We start from the raw sequence: 15,027 nt of genomic DNA, 5'->3' as shown, positions 1-15,027 counted from the left end.
GTAATCCTGTTCGTTTCATTCCGCAGGGCGGACATTTCCGGCAGGAAATCTCCGCCCTGCGGGTTTCGTTATTAATTATTAACTATTAACTATTAATTATTCATTGCCTTTCAATCACCATGGCCACGCCCTGCCCCACACCAATACAGAGGCTGACCAGTGCATAGCGGCCACCGCTGGCTTCCAGCTGGCGCATGGCGGTAAGGGCCAGGCGGGCGCCGGACGCCCCCAGTGGATGGCCCACGGCAATGGCGCCACCATTCGGGTTCAGGCGTTCATCATCGCCGGCCAGGCCCAGCTGCTTGCAACAGCCTAAGACCTGGGTGGCGAACGCCTCGTTAATTTCGATCACATCCATCTGGTCCAGGGTCAGCCCGGCCCGGGCCAGTGCCTTGTTGCAGGCCTCTACCGGTCCCAGCCCCATCACACGGGGCGCCACACCGGCCACGGCACCGGCGAGAATCCGTGCGCGGGGCGCAATGCCCGCCGCATCACCGGCAGCGCGAGAACCGATAATCAGTGCCGCCGCGCCGTCATTCACGCCCGATGCATTCCCTGCGGTGATGGTGCCACCCTCAACGATAGCAGGCAGTTTTGCCAATTTTTCGGCAGTGGTGCCGGCACGGGGATGCTCATCCTCTGCCACAGTCAGCGGATCTTTCTTGCGGCCCTGGGGAACGGTGACCGGCAGGATTTCTGCCTGGTAGAAACCGCGCTCCCGGGCGGCCTGGTAGCGCTGCTGCGAGCGGGCGGCAAACGCATCCGATGCGTCACGGCTGATGCCCAGATCGTCCGCCACGTTCTGGGCGGTTTCCGGCATGGTGTCGGCACCGAACTGGCGGAGAATGGCCGGGTTGGGAAAGCGGGCACCGATGGTGCTATCGAAAATGGTCATGTCGCGGCTAAAGGCTTTCTCCGCCTTGGCCATCACAAAGGGCGCCCGGCTCATGGATTCGGTACCGCCAGACACGATCAGCTCGCCCTCGCCCACCGTCACCATGCGCGCGGCATCCAGCGTCGCCGCCAGGCCACTGCCACACAGGCGGTTAACGGTTATCCCGGCCACGGATTCCGGCAGCCCCGCCAGCAACCCGGCGTGGCGCGCCACATTGCGGGCATCCTCCCCGGCCTGATTGGTATTACCGATCACCACGTCTTCATAGCGGGACAGCTCGAACCCGTTGCGCTGCACCAGCTCACGGATCACCCCGGCCAACAGATCATCCGGTCGCACCGGTGCCAGGGCGCCACCATGGCGACCAAAGGGGGTTCGCAGGCCGTCGTAAATATAGGCATCCAGCATTTGCACTCTCCCATTCAGAGAGTTGAACGTTCAAAGTTTAACGTTGAAACGCGGGATGGGAATCTGCCATTCGATAAGCGATATCGTCGCGCCCCAATGCTGGCTCTCAAGCCCGCCATTGCGAGGGAATGAGTGCAAGGGGTGGCGACTGACTCAGTCGCGTTTCAACTTTGAACTTTACACTTTCAACTGCTCTTGTCCGCTGTGCGGAATGTTATTTTGAATAACTTGACGAGCAGGATAGGCCGTGACAGAGTGCGATGCAAGAGATTCGCCCTGCGATAACCCCCCTAAAAGAAGCCACGCTACAGCCGGACCCGACCATGATCCGTGATGCCGAAACCCTCACTCAACTGACCGATACCATTGCCCGCTTTGTCCGTGAACGGCTGGTGCCTGCCGAGCAGCACGTGGCCGAGACGGACACCATTCCCGAGGACATTGTCGCCGACATGAAGGCCATGGGGCTATTCGGTCTGTCGATCCCGGAAGAATATGGCGGTCTGGGGCTGACCATGGAGGAGGAAGTGCTGGTGGCCTTCGAGCTGGGCCGTACCTCCCCGGCGTTCCGCTCCCTGATGGGCACCAATAATGGCATCGGTGCCCAGGGCATTCTCATTGATGGTACCGAAGAGCAGAAGCAGAAGTACGTCCCTCCACTGGCCACCGGCGAGGTGATCGGCGCCTTCTGTCTCACCGAGCCGGATGTGGGCTCAGATTCCGGCTCAGTGAAAACCCGCGCCCAGCGTGACGGCGACCACTACATTCTCAATGGCACCAAGCGCTACATCACCAATGGTCCCCGTGCGGGCTTGTTTACGGTAATGGCACGCACCAACCCGGAAATCCAGGGTGGCGGCGGCGTCACCGCCTTTATTGTGGAAGGGGATACCCCCGGTATTTCCCGCGGCAAGGCCGACGTGAAGATGGGCCAGAAAGGCGCCCACACCTGCGACATCATTTTCGATAACTGCCGGGTGCCCGCCGAGAACATCATCGGCGGCAAGGAAGGCGTGGGTTTCAAGACCGCCATGAAAGTCCTGGACCGTGGCCGTCTGCATATCTCTGCCATCTGTGTGGGCGTGGCCACACGACTGATCGAAGACGCAGTGAATTTTGCCGCCGAACGCAAACAGTTCGGTAAACCCATCATCGAGCACCAACTGATCCAGGCCATGCTGGCGGATTCCCGCGCGGAAATGTTCGCCGGCCGGTCCATGGTGCTGGAAGCGGCCCGCAGCAAGGACCGGGGTGAAAAGGTCAGCCTGGATGCGTCCTGCTGCAAGTTGTTCTGTTCCGAAATGGTAGGCCGCGTGGCCGACCGGGCGGTGCAGATTCATGGCGGTGCCGGTTATATGGCTGACTATGCGGTGGAACGTTTCTACCGTGACGTGCGCCTGTTTCGGATCTACGAAGGCACCACCCAGATCCAGCAGATCGTCATTGCCCGGGAGCTGGCCCGGCAGGCAGCACAATCATGATCCTCCCTGTAGGAGCTATGCTTGCATGGCGAAGGGCGTGCTGATTCGCCATGCAAGCATGGCTCCCACGGCGATTGAGTAAAGCGCTTAACACCACCCTTCCCCTGTGCATGCTGGGCACCCTGCTGTTTCTGGTGCTTGATCTGCAAGCCGGTGCCTGGCTGGCGCGGATCGCACTGCTGCTTTATCTGCTGGTGCAATGGCCGCGCCAGACACGGATGGCAAAGGGGATTCTGCTGGTGGTTATCGCCATGGCCGGCGTGGTTGTCTGGCGTGAAACCCACCCTATCCCCATTCTGCTACAGGCTCTCGACCGGCTCTGTTTCTTTGCCACCTTTGTGTCGTCCCTGGGTCTGCTGCGGGTCTCCGCCATGCGCTCGCGGCTGGTGCGCGAGGCCGGCACTACCCTGATCCGCCAGAAACCGGCCCTGCGTTATCCCACCCTGTCACTGGGCACCGCCCTGTTCGGGGTGATCATCAATATCGGCGTGCTCAATCTGTTCGGCGCCATGGTACTGCGCAGCAATACCCTGAAAGCCGCCGGTGGCCATGATGATATTCAGGCGGCGCGGGAGCGACGCATGATGCTGTCGATTCTGCGAGGTTTTGCCCTGGCACCGCTGGTGTCACCACTGGGCATCACCATGGCGGTGATCCTGGCCAATATGCCGAGCCTTACCTGGGCCACACTGGCGCCGGTGGCACTGCCCACCGCCGGCCTGTTCTTCCTGCTGGGCTGGTGGTTGGACTGGCAACTGCGGCCCGGTCATCTGGCCAGCCGCGTTCCACACACTGCGCCACCCTCCCTGACACCCTTGTGGCAATTCACCCTGCTGGCGCTGGCGATCACCCTGGGAGTCTTTGCGGTATCGATAGCAGCCGAGCTGCGTCTACCGGTGGCGGTGCTGGTGGCCTGTCCGTTGTCAGCTATTTTGTGGATGGCCCTGCAACGGCAGCGACTGGGTGGCGGCACCGGCTTGCCTCGGGCACTGACATTACTGGGGCGACATTCCCGGCTGATCTTTGGCGCCAACCGGGGTGAAATTGCGGTGCTGGGCGGCTCCGCCTGCCTTGGCGCGCTGATCACGCCATTGATTGACCCGCAGATGCTGCATGAGATGCTGTTGGCCACTCATCTTCAGGGCGCCGCCATGGCCGTGGCCGCCATGTTGCTGGTAGTGGCGCTGGCCCAGATCGGCCTCAACCCGATTGTGTCGGTAACGCTACTGGCATCGCTGCTGGGCGATGGTGTGGGCGCCGATCCCCGCCTGCTGGCCGTGGGCCTGATGTGCGCCTGGAGCCTGTCGATGATCTCCTCACCCTTCACCGCGTCCATGCTGGTCCTCAGCCAATTGATCAGCCGCTCGCCCTACCGGATTGCCTGGCGCTGGAATGGGGTCTTTTTCTTGTTGGTGGTGCCGATGCTGGCGTTGTGGATCGGGGTGTTGGGGCAGTGGTTATGAGAAGAGTTACAAGCTTCAAGTTACAAGCTACAAGGCGCGTGCGAGCCACGAATAAACTGCCAAGCCATGCCCGCGTTACAGCGTTTGCTGCAACGCGGAGGAAAGCGCTGGTCGGATGGCTATACCGTTCTCCGTGCCTTGTATCTTGCAGCTTGAAGCTTGTAGCTCACCTTCTTGATCAGGCCGCGAAGTGCCAGATCCCATCGCGGTCTTCGCGCTGCACCCGCCCCTGCTCCACCAGACAATTGAGATGCGCAATGCTTTCACCCATGGCAAACATGAGCTGCTGCACATCCAGCTCCCGGTTGAACATCACCGGCAGAATATCGTGGGCGTTGTGGGGGTGATGACGGCAGGCGGCCTGTACCTGGTCCAGTTGCTGGTCGTGATGGGCGACCAGCGCATTGATTCGGTGATGCAGACCCCGGAACGGCAGGCCGTGGGCCGGCAACACCAGGGTGTCCTGCGGCAGGGCATCGCGAATTGCCTTGAGGCTGTCCACAAACGCTACCACCGGGTTCGCCTCCGGTTCCGTGGGCCGCACCATAAGATTGCTGGAAATGGTGGGCAACACCTGGTCGCCGCTGATCAGCAAGCGGTCGTCATTCCGGTACAGACACAGGTGCTCGGGAGCATGGCCACGACCGATGTGAATCTGCCAGTGCTGACCATTGATAGTCAGGCTGTCACCGGCGCCGACAAATTGCGGGTCAGTCGGCATGGGCATCACCACCCGGCGGAAGCCATTGCCCTTGCCGGCCACCTTGTCCAGGTTGTCGCCCTGCAGGCCATGGCTGCCGAGAAAATGCTTGAAGCGCTGGATGGTCTGTTCATCGCTGGCGTCACAGATATGGCTGGCCAGTTGCCACTCGCCGCGGCTCATGATCACCGGTGCCTGGCAGTGTTGCTGCAGCCAGCCGGCCATGCCGAGATGGTCCGGGTGGTAATGGGTGACGATGATGCGGGTCACCGGCTTGCCGTCCAGTTGTTCGGCCAACAGCTGCTGCCAGATGTCCCGGCTGCGGCGCACTCCCAGGCCGGTATCCACGATTACCCAGCCATGGTTATCTTCCAGCAACCAGAGATTGATATGGTCGAGGGCAAAGGGCAGCGGGAAACGCAGCCAGTAAACCCCGTCGGCCACCTTGAAACGCTGGCCTGCCGGCGGCAGATCAGTGAACGGATAGTGTAGTGACATAACCAACCTTTTGTTTTTTCACCACAGAGGTCACCGAGTACACAGAGAAAAACAAACTGCTGTTTGCAACGCCGCTGGTTTCTGAAAGCCGCTTACAGGCCTTCCAGGCAAGGGGTTTTCTCAGTGCACTCTGTGCCCTCTGTGGTAAACCATTATTGATAGGAGCACAGCCATGCGTGCCTGGTGTATTGAGGATCAGCAACTGCAACTGGACACCCTGCCGGACCTGCAACCGGGGCCGGGGGAAATTTGCGTGCAGGTGAAAGCCATCGGCGTGAACCGGGCGGATCTGTTGCAGGTACTGGGCCGCTACCCGGCACCGCCGGGCACCGACAGCCGCATTCCCGGGCTGGAATACGCCGGGGTGGTCAGCGCCGTGGGTGAGCGGGTGCAGCAACGGCAAGTGGGCGATGCGGTGATGGGCCTGGTGCCCGGTTGTGCCTATGCCGAACAGATCGTCACCCACGAACGGGAGGCGCTGACCGTTCCCGAGGGCATGGACTTCGCCCGCGCCGCCACCCTGCCCGAGGCGTTTCTGACCGCCTACCGGGCGTTGTTTCTGGAAGGCGGTTTGCAGCCCGGCCAGTGGTGCCTGATTCGCCCGGCCACCGCCGGAGTCGGCCTGGCCGCCACCCAATTGGCCGCGGCGCTGGGCGCCCGCCCCATCGGCAGCAGCCGGGATCTGAGTAAACTGGACACCGCCAACGACATGGGCCTGGCGGCTCAGGTGTGCGAGGACGGTACCTTGAAAGCCCAGCTTGATGCGCTCACCGACGGACAGGGTGTGGCGGTAATTCTGGATATGGTCGGCCCGGACTGGAACGCCCTGCTCGGCGGCCTGCGCGCCGAGGGCACCCTGGTGAATATCGGCATTCTTGGCGGGCTGACCACGGAGCTGAATCTGGGCGCCCTGCTGATGAAACGCCAGACCCTGAAAAGCATGACCATGCGCAGCCAGCCACTGGAAAACCGCATCCGTATGGGGCAGGTCTTCAATGACCGTCTTGCACCCCTGTTTGCCAGCGGTCGCCTGCTGCCCCTGCCGCTGGAAACCTTCCCCTTCACCGACGCCAAAGCCGCCCACGACCATATGGCCGGTAACGACTTTAGTGGCAAGCGTGTGATTGTGGTTGGCGACTGACATGAGCAAGGCCCAGCGGGAAACAGTATTTGAAATACTATTTCACGTTTCCCGCCAAGGCCTCAATGACCAAAAACATCAGGGCTGGCTACGCTTGTGTCGACGGCCGGTTAAAGGCTGATTTTTACCACAGAGTTCACTGAGGAAAGGCGGGAATGCGGTTTGTTCAACGCTTCCTGCGATGGAAATGGGCGAATGGGGTCGTGACAAGGAAAAGCAGTGCACCACCAAGGGCATAACGAACACAGAGATGATGTTTTCCTCAGCGAACTCTGTGCCCTCTGTGGTAAAACCGCTTTTCCCCTGATACCAGCGCACTACCGCCGGCAAGTTAGAACGTGAACCCCACCCCCAGGTGGAAGGCATACACGTTCATGTCAGCCACGAATTCCGCATCGCCCACTTCCGCAAACTGATACTGGGGCAGACCCGGGGCACGGATGAAGGTGCGGTCCACCTTGGCTTTCACTTCCTTGACGCTGATGTACTTGGCGTCCGCCGCCAGCCACCAGTGATCGCTCAGCCGCCAATCGGCACCTATCTGCCCTACCCAGCCGAATTTATCCTGAATCTCCAGCTCCGGCTCTCCCACTTCCGTGAGGATCGGGTTGGTGACATGGCTGTCATAGGTAAACAGGTACACCGCTCCCAGGCCCACATAGGGCCGGAAGTTGTGGTCCATGCGGAATCGCTTCACCAGGGTCACCATGGGCGGTGCCACCTTGGTTTCGCCCACCTTTTCGCCCAGTGCCGGCACCCCGGTAGGGATGCCGTTGGCCTCGGTGACCAGGGGCTCATCCGCCAGCTTGCCCTTGGCCTTCAGCTCCAGCGTGGGCGGTAATGCCGCCATGGTTTCAATGGACCAGCCTCCATCCCCCCAGCGCAGCTTGTAGCCGATGATGGCGGCCGGAATGGTGAGCGGGTCACTGAACGCCTCCCCTTCCTGCTCGCCAGGCTCCACCGCCACTTCAGCAATCTCTGACAGGTTGCTGAGAGTGATCGAGCGGGTTTTTATGTCCGGGGACATGTGGATGGCGCCGAAGCGGAAATACAGCCGGTCTTCACCGAAAATCTTCTGGGTGAATTTCACTCCGGGATAATCCGGGCCGTACTTGTCCTGACTGGCGACATTGGCAGAAAGGAACCCCAGCACGACAAACAGGAAAAACCGTTTTTTATGATCCATTATTCTTCTCATTATCAAAGCTCCCCCGCATTTTCCTGACCAGCCGTGGTGAGGCGTGCGTGGGTCGGGTTGTTGACCACACGGATGCGGAAGTCGTCCTTGGCAATGCCCAGCTCCAGAGAGCCCACACCTTCTTCGGGGACGATGCCGCCGATGATCAGATCAAGCAGATCTCCCAGCACCGGAATCAGGGCGCCAAGATCCACCGACAGGTTCAGCGTTGCTGCAATGGCGGACGCATTACGCGACTCCAGCGTGATCTGCCCATTGCGCAGGAATTTCACCGGCCCGGTCAGGTAGGCAGATACCGGCAGGCTTCTCACGTTGGCATCCGCCACATTGGGGATAGCTTGCCCACCGGGGATCAATGCGGAGAGCAGGCGCAGGTCCGGTGCATCCAGCCAGGCATCAAGGCGGGTGATGAAGATCGGATTGTCGATTTCCTCCCCGGTGTCCGGATCAATCTGGTTCACCACAAACCCGCGCAAAGGCTGCGGAGGCATATCGTCATAGGGACGGAAACGCAGCACAAGTGCACCGGTTTCCAGCGGTAACGGAATCAGATCACCCAGAACCGGAATGGCCAGGGTGGCGTTGGCGGTCAGTGATGTGCCCATCACATGCTGGGCATTGATCTCCACCGGGATCGCCGACTGCCCCACGGTCTGGATACAGAAGATATCGCCATCGGCATCTTCCTGGGTGGCACACCAGCGGCCATTGCCTTCATCGACCAGACCGATATAACTCAGGTCCAGCGGTTCCTTGGGCAGAAACGCCATGGGCAGAGCCGCATGGGTAAAGATCTGGTCGCCATCATCCAGGTTGGCGCCACCAATCAGCCCTCCTGTGCTTTTCACATGGCCACGGGCATGGTTGTTGACAGCTTCCACTTCATCATCATCCCAGTTGCCATTGCCATTGACGTCGGTGTATTCCCGGGTCAGCACGGTGGCATAGGCAGCCCCTTCATCCGGCGTGGCGGTGAAATCGAGCAGAATCGGCGGACCACCCTCACAGGGCTGGTTCGAGAGAGGACCGCAGGTACCCATGCCGTTGAGCGGGTCCGTATTGATATCCAGGTTGCCGAAGCGATCGTGGCTGCGGAATACCGCCCCCCCATTGTCGCCACCGTTGATCACCAGCCGGTAGGCATTACCCGGGACAATGGTGTCCGGTGCCGGCAGCGCCCGCAGACGCAGGCTGTTGCGTCGTGCCGACATGAGAATGTTCTGCCACTGGCCATTGGCCTGTTCGCCCAGACACATGGCGCCGCCTTCACAGGATTCGCCATCGGCGGCAATGATGCCGAAAGTCATGGAGGCCATTTCCATGGGCATATTGAAACTGATCTCGATGGGGCGACTGACGTCATAGAAGAAGGGGTAATAGAGCGAATCCGACGCCAGACCACCTACACACCGGCCAGCCATTTTCACCGTGTTGCCGTCTGCATCCTGGCGCTCGACGCCGCGGTCCTCCAACGCACAACCGATACCGGGATAGGCCCCCAGCACGACCGGCGGCAGCACCGGCGCATCATCGTTGGCCGCATAACTGGCGGTATCGAAAACAATCTGGCCAGTGCCATCAGTGGCATCCCCGGGCACGAACTGAAGGTGCGAAGGATCGAACAAATCCTGGTCTTTCAGGCCATCGCCCAGATCCAGGTAATAGCGCTGCCCCGCTGCCAGTTCATTGAGCGGAGTAATCACCAGGTTGGAACCACTGCTTCGCACCTGCACCGGCACCGGTTCGTTGCTGTCCTGGCGGAACAACTTCACCTGTTCCATTCCTTCGTCGTGTACCGGCTCGTTGAATACCACGACGATATTGTTGCTCGGTTCTACCTGGGCCTGATTGTGTTCCGGAAACGACCCGGTTGCCTGTAGTGGATCGCGATTGAGCTGTTCGAACTCGAAATCCACATCCGCACGCACCCCCAGTGCAAAGTCCGCGCTGACTTTGGCGGCACCGCTAAGCACGTCCAGTTCCAGGGTTCGAAACACCTCGAAGGTCAGCGCGCCATCCCTCACATCCACCACACCCACCGCCTGGATATGCATCAGGTTCTGGTTTACCGAGGCATTGCCGCGTGGTTCTTCCGCATGCATGGCAAGGTCAAAATTCATGTAAACAAACATCGGCGCATAATCGTCATCGGGCTGAAAGCCCTTCGGCCGATAGGGGTTAGTCACCAGGTAGCCCGTCACGTCGGTCACAAAGGTACCGATGATATCGCCGGTGAACATGGGCGTGCGCACCTCGCCACCGAGCTTGATCGGATCGATACCGGTAATGCGCAGCTGTTGGCCGGCACGGGCCACCACTGGAACAGCGTCCACATGCACATCCGGTCGACCCATCCAGCCTTCCAGTACCAGCGGCATGGCATTCACCTGGGTCACACCCAGTGCTTCGGTAACCAGGTTGAACTGGTTAAGGGGCAACCCGTGCAGGCGAGAGGTTTGCGGGTAGCCAGGATCCCCCAGGGCAGGCTGGGCTTTCATCAGTTGCTTGATCGGCGGGTTGAGATCGACCACATCATCCTTGGACAGCGTGGGCGTCAACTCATAGGTCACCGTCTCCAGCACGTCCTCATCAAAATCTTCCAGGCCTTGCAGAGTCAGTGTGTAGGTGTCGCCACCGATCAGATCTTCCTTGGGGTCCAGTGTGATGTAGTGACGCTCATTGAGAATCCTGACATCTACCAGTTCCCCGGATTCCTGATGTTCCAGTTTGACGCTGTCACCGTAGCGGACGGTGGTTTCCACCAGAGGCTCGGTAAAGGTGATCCGCACTGGCGAGAAATCCATGAACGGAAAGCGTTCCTCACCGACAGGCTCGGGCAGGTAAACGCTGGGCATTTCCTGATTGATGGCCAGCACCTGGGGCGCCTGGTCAGGAAGCGGGTTGTACTGACGGGTACGGAAGGTAATCAGCGGGCCGTCCTGATCATCCAGGTTGACGACCCCGGAAGCGATCTCCGGCGACACCCACAGTCGGTATTCTTCACCGGCACGCAGACCAGACATGGAGAACGTCAGGGTACGTTTCCGGTTGGAGACTTCAGCACTGCTGAGATCCACCAGACTCCCATCGCTGTCGGCAAGACACAGCGTACCCACAAAGTTCTCGCCGTCAGGCTGGCACTCTGCCTTGGCCGCTGCTTCGTCGATATCACTGGAAAAGGTCAGCAGCAATTTGCTGCCCAGGGGCAGATCCACCATACCGTCCGAGGGGTAGGCATAGATCAGTGCGTCGCCGGGCTCCGGTGGGATAAACAAATCCGGGTCGTCTTCGCAGGCATTCAGTAAGGGATAAAGCAGGGATAAGACAGCCAGACGCTGAATGATTGTTGTGCGCATCCTTTCACCCGTTTCTTGTTTTTGGCGACAGATTATTCTGTTTGCGGGGACAGGATTAAGCGGCGAGAGGACAGGGACAAGTTATCGTTTGTAAGCAAAAATCCACATATTATCGAGTTTTATCTACCTGATAAATATACGGTTTTTGTCTTCACGTATACTTCACGCGGCAAATTACCAAGCAATTCAATGGCTTTTGAAAATCAACTTTTCCATCAGGATTTCTGCACTAAAACTTTGTTCGTAATCCTTCGTTGACAAGAAAAACCGCAACATGACGTTTTGTATCATGTTGCGGACAGAATGACGCCTCATTGATAACGGATACGCAGTGCGGTAAGCACAGTAGTCAGGTGCGGAACAGGCACGCCGAGGCGTTGGGCAATTGCCACCACATTGCCCAGGATGGCATCCAGTTCGATGGGCCGGTCGTTCAGGTAATCCAGCGCCATGGAATTCTTGTAGGCACCCATCTTGCGGGTACCGACCAGATTCTTTTCCACCAGATCGTCCGGTAGCGGATAACCATCCGCAGCGGCGACCGCCATCACCTCTTCCATCATGGTGCGGACCAGGTCTTCACCACCGGGGGCATCGAGAATCGACAGGGTATCGGCGCCATTGCACAGAACGCTCAGAGGATTGAACGGTGCATTCCAGACACACTTGCGCCAGCGCTCCCCCACCACCGCTTCGCTATCGTTGACGTCAATGCCCCCTTCCCTGAACAGGCTGCTCAAACGGCGGCAGTGGCCATCAAAGCCAGCGGGAAAATTACCCATCACCAGTTGGCCATAGGCCTGATGATGGATCTCACCGGGGCCGGTGCGGCTGACAGCGATAAATGCCAGGCAGCTTACCAGGGGATGTTCCGGGAAGGCCTCGGCCAAATCACGCTCGATATCCAGCCCGTTTTCGATCAGCACCAGGCCGGTGTGTTCTCCCATCCAAGGTCGTACCAGGGCAGCGCGATCCACGCCCGGCAATACCTTCACGCACAGCAGCACATAGTCGGGAAAACGGTCCGGCTTTTCATCGGCTCGATACACTCGATCCGGCTGCCAGGACAGCTCCCCAAGAGGACTGGTAAAGCGAAAACCGCCCTCCTTTACTGCGTCATAATCCGAGCGCAGCACCACGCCCACCTCACAGCCGGCGCGCTTGAGAATGGCACCGTAAAAGCTACCGATGGCGCCAGCACCGACTACCAGAATGCGGGGTTTATCCGTCATAACAGTTTCCTTATCAATCCCTGCCGCATGACATGCAAAGGCCATAGTGCCAGCAGGAAAACGATCAACAACAACCAGAAAGCCCGGTCAAAACCATATTCAAAAGCCTGCGCCAGGGACGCAGCAGGATCAGTCTGCCCGTAGCGATCGCTGAAAAATTGTATGCAAAGGGCGCACAGGTTGACGCCCAGGGCACCACCGATCTGACGGGCGAAATTGAAAATACCCGATCCCTGGGGAATCAGCGCCGGTGGCAGCAACCCCAATGCCCCGGTGGACGATGGTGGCATCATCAGGCCCAGCCCCACTCTGCCAAGCAGCGTCCACCACACCAGCCACACCGCAGAGGTGGTCAGGGTGGCGCCGGCCATCAGCACCATGTTGAGTACAAACAACACCAGGCCCGCCATCATAATGCGGGTTTCGGAAAAACGGTCAGTCAGATGCCCGGCAACCGGAAAGGTGAAGGCCATGGCCAACCCCGCTGGCATCAGCATAAGACCGGCGCTGGCAGCACTCTCGCCAAGCACCTGCTGGAAATACAGCGGGGTTACATAGGTGGACGCGAACACCCCGGCACCGATCACCATGGACATGAGAAAACTGCCCGTGAAGCCCGGGTAACGAAACACTCTAAGATCCATGAGAGGCTGCGGATTGCGCCGCTGCCAGAAGGCAAACAGCACCAGCGAAACAATGCCACCCGGTAACGTCACCAGCAACAAGGGGTCACCCCAGCCACGTCGATGACCATTGGCCAGGCCCCACAGCACTGCCGTGATACCCATTGCCAATAACAAGACACCGGCGCGGTCGAGGCGAACCGGCGCCAACTGACGATCCTTGCCGGGCAGGTAACGCCAGGCCATGGCCATGCCAATCACACAGGCGGGCAACACCACCAGGAACACCGCTCGCCAGGACAGGGTATCCACCAGCACCCCACCAATGGCGGGAGCAATGGCCGGGCCCAGCACCACGCCCAAACCATAGATACCCATGGCCTGGCCGCGACGGTTAAGCGGGAAGACCTGGAAGATGGTAATCATGGCCAACGGTTGTATCAGGCCGGCCAACAGCCCCTGCCCAATACGGGCAGCCACCAGCAGAGGAAACTGCTCACTGAACGCGCCGATGATGGACACGGCAATAAACAGCCCCATGGCCAGCAGATAGGCACCCCGTGCGCCGAACCGCTGGGCACACCAGGCATTGAGCAGCATGCCCACGGTCATGGCAGCAAGAAAGCCGGTGGCAAGCCAGTGCACCTGATCCTGGGCCAGCTGAAATTCCACCATGATGGTGGGGATAGCCACATTGATAATCGTAGATGCCAGCACCACAGACATGGTACCGAGCATCACTGTTATCGTGGCCAGCCAGCGATAGCGCGGGCCATGCAGCGCAAAAAGCGCTTGGACCTGCGCTTCCACTGCTGCCATTACCGGGAAGTATCCTCGCTGACCTGCACCAGCAATTTACCCCGGTTACGCCCTTCCAGCAGGCCCTGAAAGGCATCCACGGTGTTTTCCAGGCCCTGGACAATATCTTCCTGATACTGGATTTTTCCGGCCTGCATCCAGCTGCTCATGTCACGGACAAAATCCTTCATCAGGTGGGCATAATCGAACTGGATAAAGCCCTTGATCAGAATACGTTTGACCAGAAGCTTGGTCAGGAACGCCGGCAACTGGTCCGGACCCTGGGGCGCTTCGGTGTCGTTGTAATGGGCAATGCGACCGCACAGGGGAATGCGGGCGAAATCGTTAACCAGTTTCATCACCGCATCAAACACCTTGCCACCCACGTTTTCGAAATAGATATCGATGCCGTCCGGGCACGCCGCCTTGAGCTGGGCTTCAAAGTCGTCGTCCTTATAGTTCACACAGGCATCAAACCCATAGACATCCACCACGTGCTGGCATTTATCCGGCGCACCGGCCACGCCCACCACACGGCAACCCTTGAGCTTGGCGATCTGACCGACCACCTGACCGACCGCGCCGCTGGCGGCAGAAACGACCACCGTCTCGCCTTCTTTCGGTTGGCCGATTTCCAGCAGCCCGGCATAGGCGGTAAAGCCCGGCATGCCCAGCACACCCACGGCGGTGCTGATGGGAGCCTGCTTCGCGTCCAGCTTGCGCAGCATCTCCTTGCCCTGCACGGAATATTCCTGCCAGCCACCAAAGCCGAGCACGTAATCGCCGGCTTCATAGCCATCCAGGCGCGATTCCACCACCTGGCCAACGGTAGCGCCCTGCATCACATCACCCAGCTCCACACTGGCGGCGTAGGACTTGGCCGGGCTCATGCGGCCACGCATGTAGGGGTCCAGGGACAGGTAAATGGTCTTGATCAGAACTTGTCCGTCCTTCGGAGACGGCATCTCCCCTTCACGCATGGGCAGATGCCCAGCCTGCGGCATGCCCTTGGGGTACTCGGACAGAATGATCTGGCGGTTAATTGTCATGGTGCTCTCCCGAATAGTGACACCGTAGGAGCGGCGCTCGAGCCGCGAATATGCTTGCGAAAAGCCAAACCAGTAACGAGTCACGAGAAACGATTCGCGAAAATCCAGACCGGCCTTCGCGGTTTTGCCTTTCGAAACTCGCTTCTCGCAACTCGAAACTGGGTGATTCGCGGCTCATACCCGCG

10 protein-coding genes are annotated in these 15,027 nt (G+C 59.5%); 3 read left to right on the top strand and 7 right to left on the bottom strand.

What is annotated here, in order from left to right:
• Nucleotides 1-100: 100 nt before the first annotated feature.
• On the bottom strand, nucleotides 101-1,303 hold the full coding sequence (locus T9A_RS15780) for a 3-oxoadipyl-CoA thiolase (protein WP_035250337.1): 1,203 nt from the start codon (nucleotides 1,301-1,303) through the stop codon (nucleotides 101-103).
• Between the two features lie 323 nt (nucleotides 1,304-1,626).
• On the opposite strand from T9A_RS15780, the gene T9A_RS15775 reads away from it, so the two are divergent.
• Together T9A_RS15775 and T9A_RS15770 are read left to right on the top strand one after the other, a co-directional pair.
• The gene (locus T9A_RS15775; protein ID WP_035250334.1) at nucleotides 1,627-2,784 is read left to right on the top strand and encodes an acyl-CoA dehydrogenase family protein; all 1,158 of its coding nucleotides are present in this window, start codon (nucleotides 1,627-1,629) and stop codon (nucleotides 2,782-2,784) included.
• Between the two features lie 50 nt (nucleotides 2,785-2,834).
• Complete coding sequence (locus T9A_RS15770; RefSeq protein ID WP_232222151.1) at nucleotides 2,835-4,247, top strand: hypothetical protein; 1,413 nt, start codon at nucleotides 2,835-2,837, stop codon at nucleotides 4,245-4,247.
• Nucleotides 4,248-4,425: 178 nt separating this feature from the next.
• Here the strand turns inward: T9A_RS15770 and T9A_RS15765 are convergent, their stop codons facing one another.
• Nucleotides 4,426-5,445: an MBL fold metallo-hydrolase gene (locus T9A_RS15765; RefSeq protein ID WP_035250328.1), complete on the bottom strand. Its 1,020-nt coding sequence runs from the start codon at nucleotides 5,443-5,445 to the stop codon at nucleotides 4,426-4,428.
• A 172-nt stretch (nucleotides 5,446-5,617) separates the two neighbouring features.
• Between T9A_RS15765 and T9A_RS15760 the strand changes: the two genes are divergently transcribed.
• Entirely contained in the window at nucleotides 5,618-6,586 is a 969-nt protein-coding gene (locus T9A_RS15760; protein WP_052043105.1) for an NAD(P)H-quinone oxidoreductase, read from the top strand.
• A 331-nt stretch (nucleotides 6,587-6,917) separates the two neighbouring features.
• Here the strand turns inward: T9A_RS15760 and T9A_RS15755 are convergent, their stop codons facing one another.
• From T9A_RS15755 to T9A_RS15735, 5 genes are all read right to left on the bottom strand, one after another.
• On the bottom strand, nucleotides 6,918-7,772 hold the full coding sequence (locus tag T9A_RS15755; RefSeq protein WP_232222150.1) for an OmpW/AlkL family protein: 855 nt from the start codon (nucleotides 7,770-7,772) through the stop codon (nucleotides 6,918-6,920).
• A 14-nt stretch (nucleotides 7,773-7,786) separates the two neighbouring features.
• Nucleotides 7,787-11,140 (bottom strand): Ig-like domain-containing domain, encoded by a 3,354-nt coding sequence (locus T9A_RS15750; protein WP_035250324.1) that lies wholly within the window; start codon nucleotides 11,138-11,140, stop codon nucleotides 7,787-7,789.
• A 311-nt stretch (nucleotides 11,141-11,451) separates the two neighbouring features.
• The gene (locus tag T9A_RS15745; protein ID WP_035250321.1) at nucleotides 11,452-12,372 is read right to left on the bottom strand and encodes a ketopantoate reductase family protein; all 921 of its coding nucleotides are present in this window, start codon (nucleotides 12,370-12,372) and stop codon (nucleotides 11,452-11,454) included.
• Nucleotides 12,369-13,814, bottom strand: a complete 1,446-nt coding sequence (locus T9A_RS15740) for a DHA2 family efflux MFS transporter permease subunit (protein ID WP_035250319.1) — start codon at nucleotides 13,812-13,814, stop codon at nucleotides 12,369-12,371. Before T9A_RS15740 ends, T9A_RS15745 begins: the two co-directional genes overlap by 4 nt.
• Nucleotides 13,814-14,842, bottom strand: coding sequence for an NADPH-dependent curcumin/dihydrocurcumin reductase (locus T9A_RS15735; protein ID WP_035250317.1), 1,029 nt, complete (start codon nucleotides 14,840-14,842; stop codon nucleotides 13,814-13,816). The genes T9A_RS15740 and T9A_RS15735 overlap by 1 nt, the downstream gene beginning before the upstream one ends.
• Nucleotides 14,843-15,027 lie beyond the last annotated feature (185 nt).

The sequence above is a fragment of the Alcanivorax jadensis T9 genome (genome assembly GCF_000756655.1).
Classification (GTDB): Bacteria; Pseudomonadota; Gammaproteobacteria; order Pseudomonadales; family Alcanivoracaceae; genus Alcanivorax; species Alcanivorax jadensis.
The sequence above is the reverse complement of the archived record's forward strand: the minus strand, read 5'-3'. Positions and strand labels throughout refer to the sequence as shown.

Coding starts and splice junctions, on each gene's coding strand:
- T9A_RS15745 (WP_035250321.1), bottom strand. CDS start 12,372: ATGACGGATAAACCCCGCATTCTGGTAGTCGGTGCTGGCGCCATCGGT.
- T9A_RS15765 (WP_035250328.1), bottom strand. CDS start 5,445: ATGTCACTACACTATCCGTTCACTGATCTGCCGCCGGCAGGCCAGCGT.
- T9A_RS15735 (WP_035250317.1), bottom strand. CDS start 14,842: ATGACAATTAACCGCCAGATCATTCTGTCCGAGTACCCCAAGGGCATG.
- T9A_RS15740 (WP_035250319.1), bottom strand. CDS start 13,814: ATGGCAGCAGTGGAAGCGCAGGTCCAAGCGCTTTTTGCGCTGCATGGC.
- T9A_RS15750 (WP_035250324.1), bottom strand. CDS start 11,140: ATGCGCACAACAATCATTCAGCGTCTGGCTGTCTTATCCCTGCTTTAT.
- T9A_RS15760 (WP_052043105.1), top strand. CDS start 5,618: ATGCGTGCCTGGTGTATTGAGGATCAGCAACTGCAACTGGACACCCTG.
- T9A_RS15755 (WP_232222150.1), bottom strand. CDS start 7,772: ATGGATCATAAAAAACGGTTTTTCCTGTTTGTCGTGCTGGGGTTCCTT.
- T9A_RS15770 (WP_232222151.1), top strand. CDS start 2,835: ATGCAAGCATGGCTCCCACGGCGATTGAGTAAAGCGCTTAACACCACC.
- T9A_RS15780 (WP_035250337.1), bottom strand. CDS start 1,303: ATGCTGGATGCCTATATTTACGACGGCCTGCGAACCCCCTTTGGTCGC.
- T9A_RS15775 (WP_035250334.1), top strand. CDS start 1,627: ATGATCCGTGATGCCGAAACCCTCACTCAACTGACCGATACCATTGCC.